This window comes from Flavobacterium branchiicola (genome assembly GCF_018383905.1).
Taxonomy (GTDB): domain Bacteria; phylum Bacteroidota; class Bacteroidia; order Flavobacteriales; family Flavobacteriaceae; genus Flavobacterium; species Flavobacterium branchiicola.
Map to the genome: position 1 here is coordinate 243,586 of NZ_JAGYWA010000002.1, position 16,137 is coordinate 259,722.

Genomic DNA, 16,137 nt, shown 5'->3' on the forward strand with positions numbered 1-16,137 from the left:
AATGCGAAATTACTTATAATTAAAGCGATTTGCAAGTTTGTGATATTGTTATCTAAAATTTTAAACTTTTATTTTTTAGATCTTGATTCTAATTTTGTAACCTTCTTTTTTAGATTTTTGATTTCTTTATTTTGTTCTATTGTGTAAAGGGTTAACTCTTCTATTTTTTGAAGCAATTTTAGTTGAAAATCTTTCATGTTAAGTCCATTTTCAATCATTTCTTTTTCTGATGCAATTTCAGGAAGATGTTTATTTGTATTGACATAGGTTTCAAGATCATCTAATGGAATTAATTTGTAATCTTTTTCAAAAACAAAATCACATCCTCCCAATAAATCTACTTTTATTTCTTTTGCCCTAATTGTTCCGCAAACATCAAGTTTATAAGATGGTGTAGTAGTTCCAATTCCTATATTGTTGTTTGAAAAGTTTAGATCTTCAATTATATAAGCATTTACAGTCGTTCCTTGCGGGTAATCATTAGCTATGTTTGGGACTACCATTGCATTAGGATTAAAATTTCTATTTGTTGAATATTGATAGATATTTTGATTCATCCCATTTGTTTCCTCGACAAGTATACTTTTATTGCTATAAGCAAACCAATCAATTGTTTTTAATAAATGGTCCCCATCACCTATTGTAGCTTGTACTTGATTAGATGTAATTCCATTTATTTTTGGTTTTAAAACATATACGTTAACCGTAGTTCCCTGAGCAAAATCCTGATCAATGCCTTCTACAAACATCGCATTTGGATTTGTAGGTCTAAATGTTGAAACGTAGTAGGTTTTACTTTTTGTTCTGTCTGTTTTTTCGACGACTATGTTTTTAGTACTAAATTTTGACCAATCTGTTGTTAAAATTAAATGCGATCCGCTGTTAACTGTAGCAACAACTCTTTGTGATGATAAATTATGATTAATAAAAATAAGTGTTAATACAATAAAAAATTTTCTCATGTCTTTTTTTTTACAAATGTACGAATTGTATTATTTATATGTTTTATTTCTTAACCCTAACAGCATCCGGAACCAACATTTCATATTCGCCGCCATGACGCAATACATCGCGCACAATGCTCGAACTGATAAATGAGGTACTTGCTGCTGTTAATAAAAATACGGTCTCTATTTTAGAAAGTTTTCTGTTGGTATGTGCAATGGCTTTTTCAAATTCGAAATCGGCTGGGTTGCGCAAACCTCTTAAAATGAAATTGGCTTCTAGTTTTTTTGCTAAATCTATTGTCAGTCCTTCATAAGTGATAACCGAAACTTTTGGTTCGTCTTTAAAGGTTTCTTCAATAAAGCGTTTTCTTTCTTCCAGTGAAAACATGTATTTTTTTTCGGCATTGACACCAATGGCAATTACGATTTCATCAAACAAAGGAATTCCTCTTTTGATAATATCTTCGTGTCCTAATGTAATTGGGTCAAATGATCCAGGGAATATGGCTTTTCGCATTTTTTTTCTGAGGTTCTGAGGTTCTAAGGTTCTGAGATTCTAAGTTTTGTAGAATGGGAAATTTAGAACGACAAGTTTTTTTTTTTACTTTGTGTGGCTTCGACTTCGCTCAGTCTGACAAACTGTATAAAAAATAAGGTTCTGATCCCGATAGCTATCGGGATAGAATCTCAGAACCTTAGTATCTTTTTTAAGCAAGCGCTAACTCAATTGCATTTGTAAATAATTCTTCCAGAGAAATTCCTGCTGCTCTTGCTTGTTGCGGAATTAAACTTTCGGTTGTTAAACCCGGAATCGTATTCATTTCAAGCATGTAGGGTTCGTTGTCTACGATAATGAATTCGCTTCGTGAGAATCCTTTCATTTTTAAAACTTCGTAGGCACGTTTGGCTACTTCGCTTACTTTATGTGTTAGTTCATCTGAAACTCTCGCCGGAGTAATTTCTTGTGATTTTCCTTCGTATTTAGCTTCGTAATCAAAGAAATCATTGTCGGATACAATTTCTGTAATTGGCAATACTTTAATTTCGCCTCTCCAATTGATTACACCAACAGAAACTTCGGTTCCGTCAAGGAAACTTTCTATGATGATTTCGTTATCTTCTTTGTAGGCTACTTCAATTGCAATTGGAAGTTCTGCTTCTGTTTTTACTTTTGAGATTCCGAAGCTTGATCCTGCTTTGTTTGGTTTTACGAAACATGGCAATCCCACTTTTTTTACAATTTCTGCAGTATTGATAACGTCACCTTTGTTTAGGTAATAAGAGATTGCCGTTTTGATTCCGTATGGTTTTAAAACTGATAATAAATCTCTTTTATTGAATGTTAAAGCCGATTGGTAATAGTCGCAAGATGATTGCGGAATACCTAATAACTCAAAATATGCCTGCATTAATCCGTCTTCTCCGGGAGTTCCGTGAATGGCATTGAATACACAGTCAAATGTGATTTTTTGGTTGTTTACAGTTACTGAGAAGTCGTTTTTATCGATAGCGTATTCAGCATCGTTTTCGTCTACATATACCCATTTTTCTTTGAAAATATGAATACGGAATCCGTTGTATTTTGTTTTGTCAAGATATTGATGAACGACGTTTCCGCTAATAAGCGAAATTTTATATTCACTTGAATATCCGCCCATGATGATGGCAATGTTTTTCATGTTTTTGTTTCAGGTTTTAATTTGTTTCAAGTTTCAGGTTGTTGTGAATCGTAAATTCATTTTTGAAATGTTGAAACTTTTTATTGAGTATATGTTTTTTAATGACTTTTTATGAAACCGAGTGCCCCAGCCCTGATGGGAGCGGCATCCTTTTGTGTCTCGTTTTTTTTCTAACGAGACGCAAAAGATACAGCGGACAGCAGGAAACAGCTCCTGAAAATTAGAATTTAAAATCTTAAAAAATCCAAATTTCAAGGCAATCTAAAGGCTTTCTTGTCTAAAACAAAATTATCATTTTTTTTGAAACGAAATAGCTTTATCTTTGCGTCAACTAAAAATAAATTTATGAGTTTACGTAAGTATTTAACTAGCCGGGTGTTTTTTTTACAAGTATTGAGTGCGGTTGCTATTATTGCGGTTTTGGGTTATTTGTTTATGCATTGGTTGACTTTTACAACTGATCACGGAAATGAAATTGCGGTTCCGAATTTGTCTAAACTGACAGAGGAGCAAGTAGAGGAAAAACTGGACGAGCTGGATTTAGATTATGTACTTTTGGATAGTGTTGATTACCGAAGTGAATTTCCGAAATACAGTGTTGTTGAGCAAGATCCGTTGCCGGGAACGAAAGTAAAAGTAGGTCGAAAAATATATATTAAAATTAATGCATCAGGTTTTTCATCTGTAAAAATTCCTGATTTAATTGAGAAAACATATCGTGAAGCGGTTCCAACGTTGAAGGCTTTAGGTCTTGAAGCGGGAACGATTACTTATATTCCGAATCTTGGAAAAGATATGGTTTTGGAAATGCGTTATAAAGGAAGAAATTTAAAAGTAGGAGACCGCGTACTTAAGGCGTCTAAAATCGATTTGGTTTTAGGTGACGGAAAAGCGAGTTATGTAGATGATAGCCAGGCAGACAGTACTGCAACGGAGCCTGTAGAAACCCCAAAAGATGAACAATAATATTGAAGAAAACATAGATCTGGAAGACGAATTATTCGAACATTACAGATTTGATGTCCCTAAAGGTCAGGCGTTTTTGCGTATTGACAAATACTTAATGAATTTGATTCAGAATGCTACGCGTAACAAAATTCAGAACGCTGCAACTGAAGGTAATATTTTTGTAAATGATATTCCGGTAAAATCAAATTACAAGGTAAAACCTTTTGATGTAATAACGGTTATGTTATCGCATCCTCCATACGAAAATCATATTCTGCCGGAAGATCTTCCGATTAATATTGTTTATGAAGATGATGCCTTTTTGTTAATCAATAAAGAGCCAGGAATGGTGGTGCATCCTGGTCACGGAAATTATACCGGGACTTTGGTGAATGCTTTGGCGCATCATTTTGATAATTTGCCAATGAATAGCAGTGAGCGTCCGGGATTGGTTCACAGAATTGATAAGGATACTTCGGGACTTTTGGTTGTGGCAAAGACAGAAGCGGCAATGACGCATTTGGCAAAACAATTTGAAGCTAAAACTACAGAGCGTGAATATATTGCGCTTGCGTGGGGAAATTTTACAGAAGACAGCGGTACGATTGAAGGAAACCTGGCAAGACATTTAAAAGACCGTATGCAAATGGCTGTTTTTGCCGATCCTGAGATTGGTAAACCTGCTATTACGCATTATAAGGTTTTGGAGCGTTTTGGTTATGTGACTTTGATTTCCTGTAAGCTGGAAACGGGCAGAACACACCAGATTCGTGCGCATATGAAACATATTGGGCATCCGCTATTTAATGATGAACGTTACGGCGGACATTTGATTTTGAAAGGAACGACCTTTACTAAATACAAACAGTTTATCGAGAATTGTTTCAAAGCATTACCACGTCAGGCGTTGCATGCTAAAACGCTTGGTTTTGTACATCCAAATACAGGTGAATTAATGCGTTTTGATACAGAATTGCCTCAGGATTTTCAGGATTGTATTGAAAAGTGGCGTACTTATGTGAAGTCGCATAATGTTGAAGAAGAGGAGAATTGAATTAGATAATGTGTCAATTTGATAATTAGATAATTTTTACTGCATATTAAAAAAGCTCCTGATGGGAGCTTTTTTTATTTATGACCTTTGGACTTAATAGTAAAAATACGTTTTAAGGCTTAAATAACTTAATGCCTTAATGTTTATACTTTTTTACAATGTCTTAATGGTTAGATCGGTTATTTTGACTTCGCCGTTGGTGATAAAACCTAATTTTCCTTTTAAGCTTAAATTGCTTTTTTCTAATGAGCATTCTAGCGAAGTTTCGTCATCAACAGAAAAGACTAAATGGTTGTTTTGTACTTTAATTTTTACCGAATACCAGTTGTTGTTTTGAAGTTGTATTGGTTTGGTAAATAAGCTTTTTCCGCCTCGTTTTCCGTATTCATCGCTGTTTTTGTGGTAAACACCATTTCCAATCACGATATTCTGATCGATTTGATACAAATAGGTTCTAATGTATTTTTCCTTGTCTAAGTTTAGCATTATTTCAAACAATGATTCTTTAGTCATATTTACTCTAAAGTTGATTTCGTAGTTTTCGGGAAGTTGTTTTTTTGATTCTATAACGCCCCAATGCATTGGTCCTCCGGTTCCTGTAAGGGTGTCTTTTTCTAAAGTCCACTCTTTTGGATTAAAATTCCAGTTGGATTTTAAGGAAGAAGAGGTATTAAAAGTATATTCTTTTTTTAATGTTGAAATAGTGCCGGAGCATGAGATAAGCAACAATTGCAAAAGCAAAATTGCAGTAATTTTTGTTTTCATTAATTTAATTCTGAGTGATATTTATTTTTCCGATTGAGCCTGTTGGGGTTGGAACAAGTTCAAAAACCGAAGTAGGAGCGAGGCCGGCTTCAATACGATGCGATACGTACAAAATAGAAACGTTGGTTTCCTGTTTTATAGTGTTGATAAGCTGAATGACCAAATCTACATTTTCATCATCGAGACCTTCTACAGGTTCGTCAAGAATTAATAATGGCGGATGTTTTAAAACAGCGCGAACAATAAGTGCGACTCTTTGCTGGCCAATAGAAAGATCAATAAAACGTTTTTTACGTAATTGCACCATTTGGATAACTTCAAGCCATTGTGATACAATTTGTTGCTGATGTGTGGTTGGTTCTGTATAAAGTCCGATAGAATCAAAGAAACCGGATAAAATCATTTGTTCGAGTGTATGTCCTTTCTGAAATAAATCGGTCATAGAAGTGGCGTAGATTCCGATTTGTTTTTTAATATCCCAAACGCTTTCACCGCTGCCTTTTTTTCTTCCAAATAAATATAAATCCTGACCAAACCCTTTTGGGTTATCTCCGGTTATCAGTGATAAAATAGTACTTTTTCCGGCACCATTCGGACCAATTAACTGCCAGAATTCACCTTGTTTTATGGTCCACGAAATATTGTCTACAATTTTACGCTCGTCGTAACTCACTGAAACATTTTCCATTTTAATTAATACACTTTCGTGAAAGGAATGCGGATCTATCGCTTTTGGAATTGCAGCAGTATTTAGGGTTTTAAAATGATTTTCGGTTTTTGAAATCGGATGAAGTTTAAATGTATTGTCTCTGATTTCGGCTTTATTGGGAACAAAATTCAAAACATCGACAACGCGATTAATAATTTGAATGATGCCGATATCGTTTGTCAGATCTTTTAAAGATTCGGCTAGAATTACGCGCGAAGGCTGATCTAAATGGTCAAAAGGATTATCAAAAATGATGAAATCAGGTTTTTGGCTGATACAGTATTTTAGAAATTCTTTTTTGCGTTCTCCGGATGAAAAGGTTCTCAATTGGCGATGCGAATCCGGAGCGGCTTCTACGCTGTCATATTGATATTCTTTTTCGATAAATTTTTCAATTGCAATATCTGAAAACAGAATTCCTTTTTGATTGTTAAAAACGGCTAATTCGTCTTTTGCCTCGCCAGAAAGCAGTGTTTCTATAAAAGCTTTTTTATTTACCTGATTGGATAAAAGTATGTCCCAGTGTTGCATTTTAAATGTTTTATTTAGGCTAACTATTTTTGGTATTAATAGTTTATATGTTTTGCTGCCACAGATTAAAAAGATTCGAATGATTACGCTCTTGATCCTTTTAATCTGTGGTAAATAAGTTTAAGTTTAATCTGTTTTTTTGGTTGCCATTTCGCGATCGTTTCTTGACCATTCGCTCCAGGATCCCACATATAATTTTGGAATTTCAATTCCGGCATAATCCATCGCGAGTAAAGTGTGGCAAGCCGTTACGCCTGAACCGCAATGTACAATTACATTTTCCGGATTAATAGTACCTAAAACGGCTTTGTATTTTTCGCTTAAAATCGTTGCCGATTTATAAAATCCGTCTTCATTTAAATTTTCACTAAAAGGAACATTTATAGCTCCAGGAATATGTCCTGCGATTAAATCTAATGGTTCTGTTAATCCGTCAAAACGGTTTTTATCTCTGACATCGATTACGATATTTTCAGTATTGTTTCTTGCTTTTTCAACTTCTTCAATATCGGCTACAGCCAATTTCCATTGAGAAACTTTATATTCGGCAGAATTGAAATGTTCAATTTCAGCACTTACAGGAAAACCGGCTTTTATCGCTTCTTGTAAACCTCCGTTTAAAACCTGAACTTTTTGATGACCAATTGCTTTTAACATCCACCAAAATCTTGCAGCGGCATTTGATCCGTTTTTGTCATCGTAAATTATGACATGGCTATTTGGTGAGATTCCAATTTTTGAAAGTACTTCAGAGAATTTTTCCAAAGAAGGAAGAGGATGTCTTCCTCCGTTTGCAGGATCTTTTTCGACTGTTGCTAAATCACGATTCAAATCGACATAACGAGCACCTTTTAAATGTTCGTTTTGATAATTTTCCTGAGCATTTATTCCAGCGCGCGCATCGATTAGAATAATGTCAGCTGAATTTTGTAATTGAACTAATTCTTCGGGCTGTATAAGGGGGGAAAGTTTATTTGACATATTGCGTTTTTTTTATTTTTTTGAATTCCCAAACAAAAGCAGGGCATTCAAAATCAGTTTATTTTGAGTTTCATTTTCAAAAGTATACGAAAGTGTTTTATTGGTTCCATGTTCATAATCAATATCGTTATGTCCCATGTTTACATAAAGCATTTTGTAGTTTTTATTGGTCCAAACTGCGGGATAATAACCATTATGCCATATTTCGTTTGGTTTTGGTCCAGTTCCTAACGGAAAACTACTTTCGTCAATAGCCAATAGAATTTTTATATCGGGATTTTTTCTTAAATCATTGCTCCATCTGTACCATTCGTTTGGTTGCGACTTGAATGTTTTAGGAAGATTTTTTGTTATCGGATCCTGGTTTTCGACTTTTAAAATTGCCGATGTTGGTTTCCAGGTATTGCTACCATATTCGCCAGATCCTAAAAAAGTATTATGGTACCAATTCCAGTTTTGAGGATAAGAGGAATCGTTTAATGCAAAAGCTGAAAAGTGGAATCCTATAAAAGCGCCGCCATTTTCCATGTATTTTTGAAATGCTTCACGCTGTTCTGTTTTTTCTGGTCTTGTATCGAGAAATAAAACGATTTGATATTTTGATAAAAATGCTGCGTTGAGATTTTCCCAATTACTTGTCGAATCGTATTCAAAATGATTTTTCTCAGCCATTTTTGGAAACCAATTGTTGGCTTCGTGAACAAAACTTATATGTGCCTGATCGTTTTGTGCGGTATAAAAAGCGATGACCTTGAATTTTGGCTTTTCTGTTTTATGCTGAGAAATAGCAGAAAAAGAAATTAGAAAAAGCATTACAAGAATGCTTTTTCTAATTGTTTTATCATTTTGATGATCGAAAAACTTCATGAATGATGGTGCTTAGCTTGGAATTTTTTCGATCAGTATTTCATTTTCGGCACTATCAAAGTAAGTGCAGGTCATTTCGATAATATCAACTCTCCATTTAGCAATACCGCATTGACCGGCATGATTACAAAAGGTTAGGTAATCTGTTTCGCCTTGTTGGTGTTTTACTAAAAATTCGATGAAGAGCTCTTTATTAACGGTTGCAGCAACACTAATTGGGGTGTATTTTTCATCTGATGTTACAGAATAGTTGTTTACGCCAAAATAGGCAACATGTCCGTCGTTTACGAATGTGTCATATCCTTTTACGCCTAAAATGATCAGGTCTTGTATATAATTAGGAAAATCGGCACCGGTTTGTACTTTAGCGTGTGCTTCTTTTATTTGCTCGATTGTAAACATATTATTTTCGTTTTTTTAGATTAGTATTAGTAAAAAATGCTTGTCATGAATTTCACGAAGCAGTACTAATTGATTTATTAAATCAAAAGATAGTTTTATAAAAACTGGTTGTCCTGAAATTACGAACTATAAAAATACCGTTAACAGTTTTGAAATGCAAAGATTCATTCTTAAAGTTATCAGAAAAAAAGCCTTCAAATTAGTTTAATGACTTTTGTTGCCAATTATCGATGTTTTATTGAAATTTTATCGATTAAATGGTGTTGATTATGAAAATAATGCATTTAAACGAGTAATGCGGTACTTCAGGGAACTTCTTTTATTAGCAGGAAAAATGTCTGTAAATTAGTACTAGAATGTTGTAAGCTAAAATTGGTATTATGAAAAAAACAGTACTTTTACTTCTGCTCGCAGTCCCTACATTTGCACAGGAAATCAATACATTTGACTTTGCCGTTATCAATTCAACCTTAATTTCTGCCAATATTGACCTTGACAAAGGCAGAAGTGTTGTTGCGGCAAATCAGGATCAATACTCGGCCTATTTTCAATATGCATTTAGTATGTGTGATGACGATATTATTTTTGGAGCCGGAATCGATAAATCAGAAATTGACCGGACTTATATTGGTTATATCGGGAAGATATGCGGAAAATTCAGAGCAACTATTGGTGTGGGGTATTTAGAATCACGGAGTGGTTATGATGGCACTTTTACCGGATTTAGTGTTTCCTGGCATTTTTCTGAAAACACTTATATTGGTGGAAATCTTGAAAACCTGCATTCGACAAGTGTCGATTATGAAACGGATGAGAGTTTTGATTATTACAAAAAACTGGTTCCAAAAGTTTTTGGAAGCTATGAAATTATTCCCAATGTGATTGCTTTTGGGCAATTAAGCAGCAGGGTAAATGACATTGCATTAAAATATCAGGTAAACCGTTTTTCTGCGGGCGGATTTTACTCCGGACACAGTGTTGGCGGTATTTTCGGAACTTTAAATGTCGGTCGGTTTGCTTTCTCTTGCAGTACGACTTTTGATAAGGTAAACTTTGGATTGAAGTTTCAGTAGTTTATTTTTTAATTGTTACCACTCTTTGTGGATACGGAATGTCGATATCGGCCTCGTCAAAACGTTTTTTAATGCTTTGCAATAAATCACAATACATCACAAAACCTTCTGTAGAATTTTTTGACCATGCCCATGCTTTTAAATTTACACTTGAATCTGCCAGTGCAACAACTCTCGCTATAACCAAAGGTGCTTTTTGCCTTTTGGCTTCGGCTGTTCTGGTGTCTATAAAAAGTGGATGTTTGGCAATTTCATCCTGCATGATTTCAAGCGCTTTTTCGATATTGGATTCATAACCAATTCCAATTTCGATTAGTTTACAGCATTTGGTATCCTGCATGTTGGTGTTGACAATAATTTGATTGCTTATAACTGAATTAGGAATTATGATTCGGTTGTTTTCGGCATCTTTCAGCACAACTTGTCTTAAATTAATGTCTTCTACGGTACCGACAAAATTGTTGATCGTGATTTTATCATTGATTTTAAAAGGCTTAAAAATAACTAAAAACACACCGCTTACGATATTACTCAAGGCTTGTTGCGAAGCTAAACCTGCAACTAACGAAATAACTCCGGCGCCAGCCAGAAAAGAATGTCCGATGATTTTAAATTCGGGAATTTGAATTAAAGCAAAAGCAAAACCCAGAATATAAATTACAGTGATGATCAGGTGTTTTAAAAACCTAAAACCGGTTGCATCATATTCCTTATCGTTTAGTTTTCGATATAAAATATAGCGAAGGACTTTGTCTGTAATTGCACCTAAAAGAATTGTGGTAATGCCAATAATGGCTATGATGATAACTATTCTAAAGTCATTTTCGTAATTAATCATAAATTTTTATTTTGATAAAAAAATCCAAAAAACAAATAATTAATTTTTGTTTTTTGGATTCTATAAAGTTAAGATAAAAGTTGGTTTTTATAAGCCAACAAAATCATCGCTTTTTGGGAAAATGCTTAACGCTTCAATTGCAATTTCCGGCGTTGGAGAAGCCAGTTTTCGCAATTTTGTGTCCATCCATGCGCCATCAACAGTAATTGTTGCGCAAAGTGTATCATCTTCTCTTCTAAATTCGTGAATGATTGACCAACGCGAAGCATCGGCTTTCATTTTTGATGTTTTAGTATGAATAAATATTTTGTCTGAAAGTTTTAGTTCTTTTCTAAAAACACATTCTTCTCTAAACAAAACCGGTCCAAAACCTTGTGTTTGCATCACTCGTAAAGTCAAACCTAATTCTTCTAAAATTTCGATACGATGCTGTGCACCAAAATCATAATAAGCACTGTGACGAACGTGAAAATTGGGGTCTAGATCTGACCAGCGAAAAGAAATCTCTTTAATAAATGAAGCCATTTGTAATTGTATTTTAATTGTATTGCGATCGTTTTTCTGAATTTATTTCTGCAGAAAGAACAATCATTTTTTAAAAATCGAAATTACAAATAAAAAACAAATGGAATCTTTAGAAAAATCTTAATTTTCTCAAAAAAAATGATGTACAATTTACGCTCTCTCCACTAAACAATTGTAACAGCCTGGTCTTGCATTGTGAATGTGGATATATTCTATTTGTTCGTTTTTGAAAGTTTGAATAATCTGTTCTTTAAGAGAATTTCCTTCTGTTACAGAAGCTTCTTTCATCATACCCTTTTTATCATAACCACGTAATGATAGTAATCGATGATTCAGCATCTTCGGGACTTGGTTGACTGTGAATACTGGTGTACTTGCTTTTTTACGGATAAAAATGGGGCCGCTTGACTGATAAGGCGAGTTTGTTTTGTGATGCTTGTATGGTAATAGAAGTATTTCTTCGCCAATTTCTGCATCTTCCAGGCTTATTCTGCAAGGAAAGCCCGGAAATTTATCAACCGTCATTTTAATTGCGCCAATTTTTTCCAGTTCTAAATCTGTTAATTCGAAAAAGCCTAAAAATTCTGTATGATTTAAAGGCTTAATTATAAAATTTGCTTCCATGATTTTTTTAGCAAAAGTCATTTTTTTTAACAGACTAAAAAATCCAAATCTTGCTATGTTTGCGTGATGTCAGCCTTAACTCGCAGAAGAATAATCTATTTAGAAAGTAATTTTTTGATTTCGTTTGCTATGTTGTCTAAGTTTCCTTCAACATTTCCCATAGCAGTATATTTTACAATTCCGTTTTGATCAATCACAAAGTTTTTAGGAATTGAATTTACAGCATATTCGTTCCATATTTTTTGGTTTGGATCAATTCCGAAATTAAAACGAAGACCATCCTGGTTTAATTTGGCTACTTTTTTTGCCACTACATTTTCAGCTTCTCCAATTGAGATTGCTAAAAGTACAAAATCATCATTTTTAAACGGCTCCAATATTTTTGTTGGAATATCGTAAAACTCCTGTAAGCATGGTCCGCACCAGGTTGCCCAAAAATTAACGAGGACGACTTTGCCTTTTAAATCAGAAAGTTTTACCTCTTTTCCGTCTATTAATTTTACAATGAAGTCTTTTGCTGTGTCATTTACGTTCAATATATATTGTTCTTTTTTAGCTATTACTTTTGGTTCTTTTACTACGGATTGATTTTTTTTATCGTTTTCAATTTTTTCCTGTTCCGTATAAATCCCAACTACTATAATAAACTCTTTATCACCAATTTTATCACCGAATTTTTTGGCTAATTCGTTTCTTTCTTCTTCGGTAACCCCTTTTGCCATTGACTTAACATAACCCTCACTGCCATACTTTTCGACTTGTTCCATCGACACAATTTCATTATTGATTATAATAACGTTTTCAGGCTTTTTTGTCCCTTTATTCTGTGCGTGAAAAAGGTGCATTGTGAAAAGTAGTGTAAGACAAATAATTTTTTTCATTGGTTTGGCTTTATAGTTTTGATAAATATAATGCTTTTTTATAAGAGAAGTTTTAATTATTTACTGCCGATGCAAAAGAGCTACAGGTTATTAATTAGTTAGTTTAGAATGGATTTGCTTCTGTTCGGAGAATTTAAGCAGAAAATCGGCAATCATTTCTGTTTCCTCAACAAGAAAGCTAGGATTGAAGTATTTGATATAAGGAAGTAACTCGTCTAATGTGAGAATTTTTACAAACTGAAATTCCTCGATTGGTTTTGTATTAGTAAAAAGAACAATGTTTTTTATTGGAACTTTTTTTCTTCCCCAATAATGATGAGCAAAATTCTGATTGATTTTGTTGATTTCATTATTCATTATGTTGTATAATGCAAAATTGGTTCTAAGGATTTGTTGAACTGGAGATCGGAAATCTGAATTGTTTATAGAATTTGTGCTCCAATTTTTTGTTTCGATTAAGAAAATGCCTGCTGGAGAGAGAAGGAGATGGTCAATTTGAATGGAACAAATATGATCGTTATTGCTTTTATTGTAAATTGGAGGTTTAAAAGTGCAGCAAAAATCATTTATCAAGATGTAGTCGTCTGAGAGTTTTTTGAGTGTGTTTTCTACTTTTTGTTCGCCAATTGCTCCGTAAATGGTATTTTTTAGATTTTCAATTATTTCTTTTTTCTTCTCAAATGTTTGTAAATCCAAGAAACTGCTTTCGCTTATTGCATCTTGAAAATTTGAGGTGAGATATTCGAAACGTTTGTTTTTTCTGGAAAGGGCTTTTTTTGTCTCGTAATTAAATTGAATAATTTCAAAATGAGATTTAATTTGGGCAAACCAAAATTTAGTACAGATCACTAAGTTAAAACAATAATCTTTTATTGTTGGAATAATTTTGAAGTTGGGGTTGGGGAGGTTTTCAATTTGCTGATTAAAATCGTCAAGTTGTTGTTTTAATTTTGCTGTAAGATCAATTTTGGTTTGAGGAATTGCAGTGTTTAATTCGCTAATATCTTTTTCGAGAGTTGTTTTTTCTTCTTCTATAAACAAAGTGTGGTTTGAAATGATTTGCTCTTCACCGGCATGATAATTTTTCTGAAAATTTACAAGTTCATTTAGCGTGCGAAAGTGATCTACTTTATAATTGACCAAATCAAATTTTAAAGTATTAAGACATCCGATGGTGTTATAAACTTTGCACATATTCTTTCAGGATTGATTATCATATATGTCTTTAGTTGATGTGTTTACAATGTCATTTTTGCTAATTCAGCTTCTAGCTTATCAAAATTCTCCTCATTTTTATCTACAACATAAGGTTTGAGTTTGTTGCATTCTTCAACTGTTTCAAAAAGCATTTTAAAAACGACTTTTGTCTGGTTTTCAGCAACAGTTTCAAACGTAGTTAAAATTTGAAACAAAGGTTTTGAATATCGTTTCCAGGCAATAAGATTAGGTTTGTCTATTTTGATAAATTCACATTCGTTGGCATAATTTCCAACTTCAGGACCGTGCATAATAAATTCCCATTTTCCGCCTTCGCAAAAGTTAAACTCATTAAAAGTATTGGTAAAACCTTTCGGTCCCCACCAGTTTTTCAAGTGCTCTGGATCACTCCACGCTTTAAAAACAAGTTCTTGAGGGAAATTCAGAATTCGGGTAGTAACAATTTCTGAGTCTGGCGTTGTAGAAAGGATATCTGAAGTCATTTCTGTAAAGTTTTAGATGAAAAATGCAAGACTATAAAGTTAAGCTTATTTTTCTAATCAATGCTTTAATCAGATGATTTTGAGATTGGTTTGTTGGTGTTTTGCTTCTGTAAATGCTTTTTTTCTTTTATCGAATTTATTTTTCTCACCAGCCATGGCAAAGTAAGCCCCTGACCAATAAGTGTAATAAGCACGGCAGCAACAGAGATAAAAATGATTGCATTTCGTTCAGGAAACGGAGTACCATCTTTAAGAACTTTTGGTAATCCGAGCGCAATAGCAAGTGATACAATACCCCGCATGCCAGACCAACTTAAAATTAGGCTGTTGCCGAAATCCAGTAAAGCATTTTCGCTGACTTTTCTTTTGTCTTTGCTGTTTTGAAATGCTTTTTGAAGGTTTATTTTCTGAAGAAATATTCTTCCCATTCTGATTGATAATGCTACAATTGTGATGATAAAGGCGTAACCAATATAAGGCAAAATCATATCGTTATGAATATCTTTTAAGACATATCGAAAGTTAAGTCCGATTAAGATAAAAATCAATCCGTTTAATAGAAAAATAATGAGATCCCATAGACCTTTTGAGGTGTTTTTTAAAGGTTCAGGCAGAATTTTGTTGCTAAAACGGGCAATAGCCAGACCAAGAAATACAACAGCGATAACGCCCGAAACATGAAGTTTTTCGGCAATCATGTAGGTAACAAATGGCATTAGCAGCATGAAGCTGATGGTTACATTTACGTTTTTATGAACGCGGTTTAATATATAAGCCAGAATCTTTGCCATGACAAAACCAACAAAAAATCCTCCTCCAAGTAAAAATACAAATTGCAGAGTGGCTTTCCATAGATAAAAAGAAGATCCCATTACGGCTAAAACTGCAAATCGATACGCCACAAGTGCCGATGCATCATTAATCAGACTTTCGCCTTCTAATATGGTTAGTGTTTTGTGCGAAAGTTTTAGGCCTTTGGTAATACTTATTGCAGCAACAGCATCTGTAGCAGAAAGAATAGAACCCAGTACAAACGATAAAGGCCAGGTCATTCCGGGAATCATATAACGTGCTACTACAGCAATGCCCATTGCGGTAAGAAAAACTAATGAAATCGCTAATGTTCCTATCGTATTAATATTTGTTTTGAAATCGATTGGGGAAATATTAAAAGACGCATCATACAATAATGGGGGAAGAAATATCAGGAAAACAATTTCGGGATTAATTTCTATTTCATTCATTGTTGGAATAAAACCAATTGCTACGCCAACAATTACCAGAAGTATAGGGAAGGGGATTTTTGCTTTGTCTGCAAAGGCAGAAAGACCAATAATAATTGCCAGTATAAAAATGATGATGGTGTAGTTTTCCATTTTTTGCAATTTAGACGAATAGCTAATGTACTTAATTTACATCTTCAATGAATTGATGATTTAAAAAAAATGAAAAAGTAACGCGTTGTAACCTGATAATGACAGCAAAAAATAGTGTTATGCCATACATGTCAGGTATCTAAAATGTCATGTTGTCAGATGATTTTTAAGGTCTGGACGGTAAAACTGACAATTTACTTTGGTTTTTTATATTGGCACAAAGATTGACTTATGCCA

18 protein-coding genes are annotated in these 16,137 nt (G+C 33.8%); 3 read left to right on the forward strand and 15 right to left on the reverse strand.

The features are described 5' to 3' along the window. Window positions 1–68: 68 nt before the first annotated feature. The 3 genes from KHA98_RS04635 to KHA98_RS04645 all read right to left on the reverse strand — a co-directional run bounded on the left by KHA98_RS04635 (window position 69) and on the right by KHA98_RS04645 (window position 2,626). Window positions 69–962 (reverse strand): hypothetical protein, encoded by an 894-nt coding sequence (locus tag KHA98_RS04635; protein WP_213255788.1) that lies wholly within the window; start codon window positions 960–962, stop codon window positions 69–71. Between the two features lie 43 nt (window positions 963–1,005). Next, window positions 1,006–1,464: a pantetheine-phosphate adenylyltransferase gene (gene coaD / locus KHA98_RS04640; protein WP_213255790.1), complete on the reverse strand. Its 459-nt coding sequence runs from the start codon at window positions 1,462–1,464 to the stop codon at window positions 1,006–1,008. A 190-nt stretch (window positions 1,465–1,654) separates the two neighbouring features. Beyond that, a complete protein-coding gene (locus tag KHA98_RS04645) occupies window positions 1,655–2,626 on the reverse strand; it encodes a D-alanine--D-alanine ligase (RefSeq protein ID WP_213255792.1) in 972 nt (323 codons plus the stop codon). A gap of 345 nt (window positions 2,627–2,971) precedes the next feature. Between KHA98_RS04645 and KHA98_RS04650 the strand changes: the two genes are divergently transcribed. After that, window positions 2,972–3,592, forward strand: a complete 621-nt coding sequence (locus tag KHA98_RS04650) for a PASTA domain-containing protein (protein WP_213255794.1) — start codon at window positions 2,972–2,974, stop codon at window positions 3,590–3,592. Further along, on the forward strand, window positions 3,582–4,628 hold the full coding sequence (locus KHA98_RS04655; RefSeq protein WP_213255796.1) for an RluA family pseudouridine synthase: 1,047 nt from the start codon (window positions 3,582–3,584) through the stop codon (window positions 4,626–4,628). The genes KHA98_RS04650 and KHA98_RS04655 overlap by 11 nt, the downstream gene beginning before the upstream one ends. Window positions 4,629–4,781: 153 nt before the next feature. Here the strand turns inward: KHA98_RS04655 and KHA98_RS04660 are convergent, their stop codons facing one another. The 5 genes from KHA98_RS04660 to KHA98_RS04680 all read right to left on the reverse strand — a co-directional run bounded on the left by KHA98_RS04660 (window position 4,782) and on the right by KHA98_RS04680 (window position 8,883). Continuing rightward, on the reverse strand, window positions 4,782–5,393 hold the full coding sequence (locus tag KHA98_RS04660) for a hypothetical protein (RefSeq protein WP_213255798.1): 612 nt from the start codon (window positions 5,391–5,393) through the stop codon (window positions 4,782–4,784). A gap of 4 nt (window positions 5,394–5,397) precedes the next feature. Next, a complete protein-coding gene (locus tag KHA98_RS04665; RefSeq protein WP_213255800.1) occupies window positions 5,398–6,633 on the reverse strand; it encodes an ATP-binding cassette domain-containing protein in 1,236 nt (411 codons plus the stop codon). A 126-nt stretch (window positions 6,634–6,759) separates the two neighbouring features. Next, window positions 6,760–7,614, reverse strand: a complete 855-nt coding sequence (locus KHA98_RS04670) for a sulfurtransferase (RefSeq protein ID WP_213255802.1) — start codon at window positions 7,612–7,614, stop codon at window positions 6,760–6,762. A 12-nt stretch (window positions 7,615–7,626) separates the two neighbouring features. Then, a complete protein-coding gene (locus tag KHA98_RS04675) occupies window positions 7,627–8,481 on the reverse strand; it encodes a ThuA domain-containing protein (RefSeq protein ID WP_246522157.1) in 855 nt (284 codons plus the stop codon). A gap of 12 nt (window positions 8,482–8,493) precedes the next feature. Then, complete coding sequence (locus KHA98_RS04680) at window positions 8,494–8,883, reverse strand: DUF1398 domain-containing protein (RefSeq protein ID WP_213255804.1); 390 nt, start codon at window positions 8,881–8,883, stop codon at window positions 8,494–8,496. 380 nt (window positions 8,884–9,263) lie between these two features. On the opposite strand from KHA98_RS04680, the gene KHA98_RS04685 reads away from it, so the two are divergent. Continuing rightward, complete coding sequence (locus KHA98_RS04685; RefSeq protein WP_213255806.1) at window positions 9,264–9,956, forward strand: hypothetical protein; 693 nt, start codon at window positions 9,264–9,266, stop codon at window positions 9,954–9,956. Window position 9,957: 1 nt separating this feature from the next. Here KHA98_RS04685 and KHA98_RS04690 read toward each other — a convergent pair whose 3' ends face one another. The 7 genes from KHA98_RS04690 to KHA98_RS04720 form a co-directional block, all read right to left on the reverse strand. Continuing rightward, entirely contained in the window at window positions 9,958–10,794 is an 837-nt protein-coding gene (locus KHA98_RS04690; RefSeq protein ID WP_213255808.1) for a mechanosensitive ion channel family protein, read from the reverse strand. Window positions 10,795–10,881: 87 nt separating this feature from the next. Continuing rightward, window positions 10,882–11,319 (reverse strand): acyl-CoA thioesterase, encoded by a 438-nt coding sequence (locus tag KHA98_RS04695; protein WP_026982233.1) that lies wholly within the window; start codon window positions 11,317–11,319, stop codon window positions 10,882–10,884. A 150-nt stretch (window positions 11,320–11,469) separates the two neighbouring features. Continuing rightward, the gene (locus KHA98_RS04700) at window positions 11,470–11,943 is read right to left on the reverse strand and encodes a DUF1203 domain-containing protein (RefSeq protein ID WP_213255810.1); all 474 of its coding nucleotides are present in this window, start codon (window positions 11,941–11,943) and stop codon (window positions 11,470–11,472) included. A 95-nt stretch (window positions 11,944–12,038) separates the two neighbouring features. Beyond that, window positions 12,039–12,824 (reverse strand): TlpA family protein disulfide reductase, encoded by a 786-nt coding sequence (locus KHA98_RS04705; RefSeq protein ID WP_246522159.1) that lies wholly within the window; start codon window positions 12,822–12,824, stop codon window positions 12,039–12,041. Between the two features lie 90 nt (window positions 12,825–12,914). Then, complete coding sequence (locus KHA98_RS04710) at window positions 12,915–14,018, reverse strand: nuclease-related domain-containing protein (RefSeq protein WP_213255812.1); 1,104 nt, start codon at window positions 14,016–14,018, stop codon at window positions 12,915–12,917. 44 nt (window positions 14,019–14,062) lie between these two features. Beyond that, window positions 14,063–14,524, reverse strand: coding sequence for an SRPBCC family protein (locus KHA98_RS04715; protein WP_213255814.1), 462 nt, complete (start codon window positions 14,522–14,524; stop codon window positions 14,063–14,065). A 65-nt stretch (window positions 14,525–14,589) separates the two neighbouring features. Next, window positions 14,590–15,900 (reverse strand): Na+/H+ antiporter, encoded by a 1,311-nt coding sequence (locus tag KHA98_RS04720; protein ID WP_213255816.1) that lies wholly within the window; start codon window positions 15,898–15,900, stop codon window positions 14,590–14,592. Between the last annotated feature and the right edge of the window lie 237 nt (window positions 15,901–16,137).

Coding starts and splice junctions, on each gene's coding strand:
- KHA98_RS04635 (WP_213255788.1), bottom strand. CDS start 962: ATGAGAAAATTTTTTATTGTATTAACACTTATTTTTATTAATCATAAT.
- coaD (WP_213255790.1), bottom strand. CDS start 1,464: ATGCGAAAAGCCATATTCCCTGGATCATTTGACCCAATTACATTAGGA.
- KHA98_RS04645 (WP_213255792.1), bottom strand. CDS start 2,626: ATGAAAAACATTGCCATCATCATGGGCGGATATTCAAGTGAATATAAA.
- KHA98_RS04650 (WP_213255794.1), top strand. CDS start 2,972: ATGAGTTTACGTAAGTATTTAACTAGCCGGGTGTTTTTTTTACAAGTA.
- KHA98_RS04655 (WP_213255796.1), top strand. CDS start 3,582: ATGAACAATAATATTGAAGAAAACATAGATCTGGAAGACGAATTATTC.
- KHA98_RS04660 (WP_213255798.1), bottom strand. CDS start 5,393: ATGAAAACAAAAATTACTGCAATTTTGCTTTTGCAATTGTTGCTTATC.
- KHA98_RS04665 (WP_213255800.1), bottom strand. CDS start 6,633: ATGCAACACTGGGACATACTTTTATCCAATCAGGTAAATAAAAAAGCT.
- KHA98_RS04670 (WP_213255802.1), bottom strand. CDS start 7,614: ATGTCAAATAAACTTTCCCCCCTTATACAGCCCGAAGAATTAGTTCAA.
- KHA98_RS04675 (WP_246522157.1), bottom strand. CDS start 8,481: ATGAAGTTTTTCGATCATCAAAATGATAAAACAATTAGAAAAAGCATT.
- KHA98_RS04680 (WP_213255804.1), bottom strand. CDS start 8,883: ATGTTTACAATCGAGCAAATAAAAGAAGCACACGCTAAAGTACAAACC.
- KHA98_RS04685 (WP_213255806.1), top strand. CDS start 9,264: ATGAAAAAAACAGTACTTTTACTTCTGCTCGCAGTCCCTACATTTGCA.
- KHA98_RS04690 (WP_213255808.1), bottom strand. CDS start 10,794: ATGATTAATTACGAAAATGACTTTAGAATAGTTATCATCATAGCCATT.
- KHA98_RS04695 (WP_026982233.1), bottom strand. CDS start 11,319: ATGGCTTCATTTATTAAAGAGATTTCTTTTCGCTGGTCAGATCTAGAC.
- KHA98_RS04700 (WP_213255810.1), bottom strand. CDS start 11,943: ATGGAAGCAAATTTTATAATTAAGCCTTTAAATCATACAGAATTTTTA.
- KHA98_RS04705 (WP_246522159.1), bottom strand. CDS start 12,824: ATGAAAAAAATTATTTGTCTTACACTACTTTTCACAATGCACCTTTTT.
- KHA98_RS04710 (WP_213255812.1), bottom strand. CDS start 14,018: ATGTGCAAAGTTTATAACACCATCGGATGTCTTAATACTTTAAAATTT.
- KHA98_RS04715 (WP_213255814.1), bottom strand. CDS start 14,524: ATGACTTCAGATATCCTTTCTACAACGCCAGACTCAGAAATTGTTACT.
- KHA98_RS04720 (WP_213255816.1), bottom strand. CDS start 15,900: ATGGAAAACTACACCATCATCATTTTTATACTGGCAATTATTATTGGT.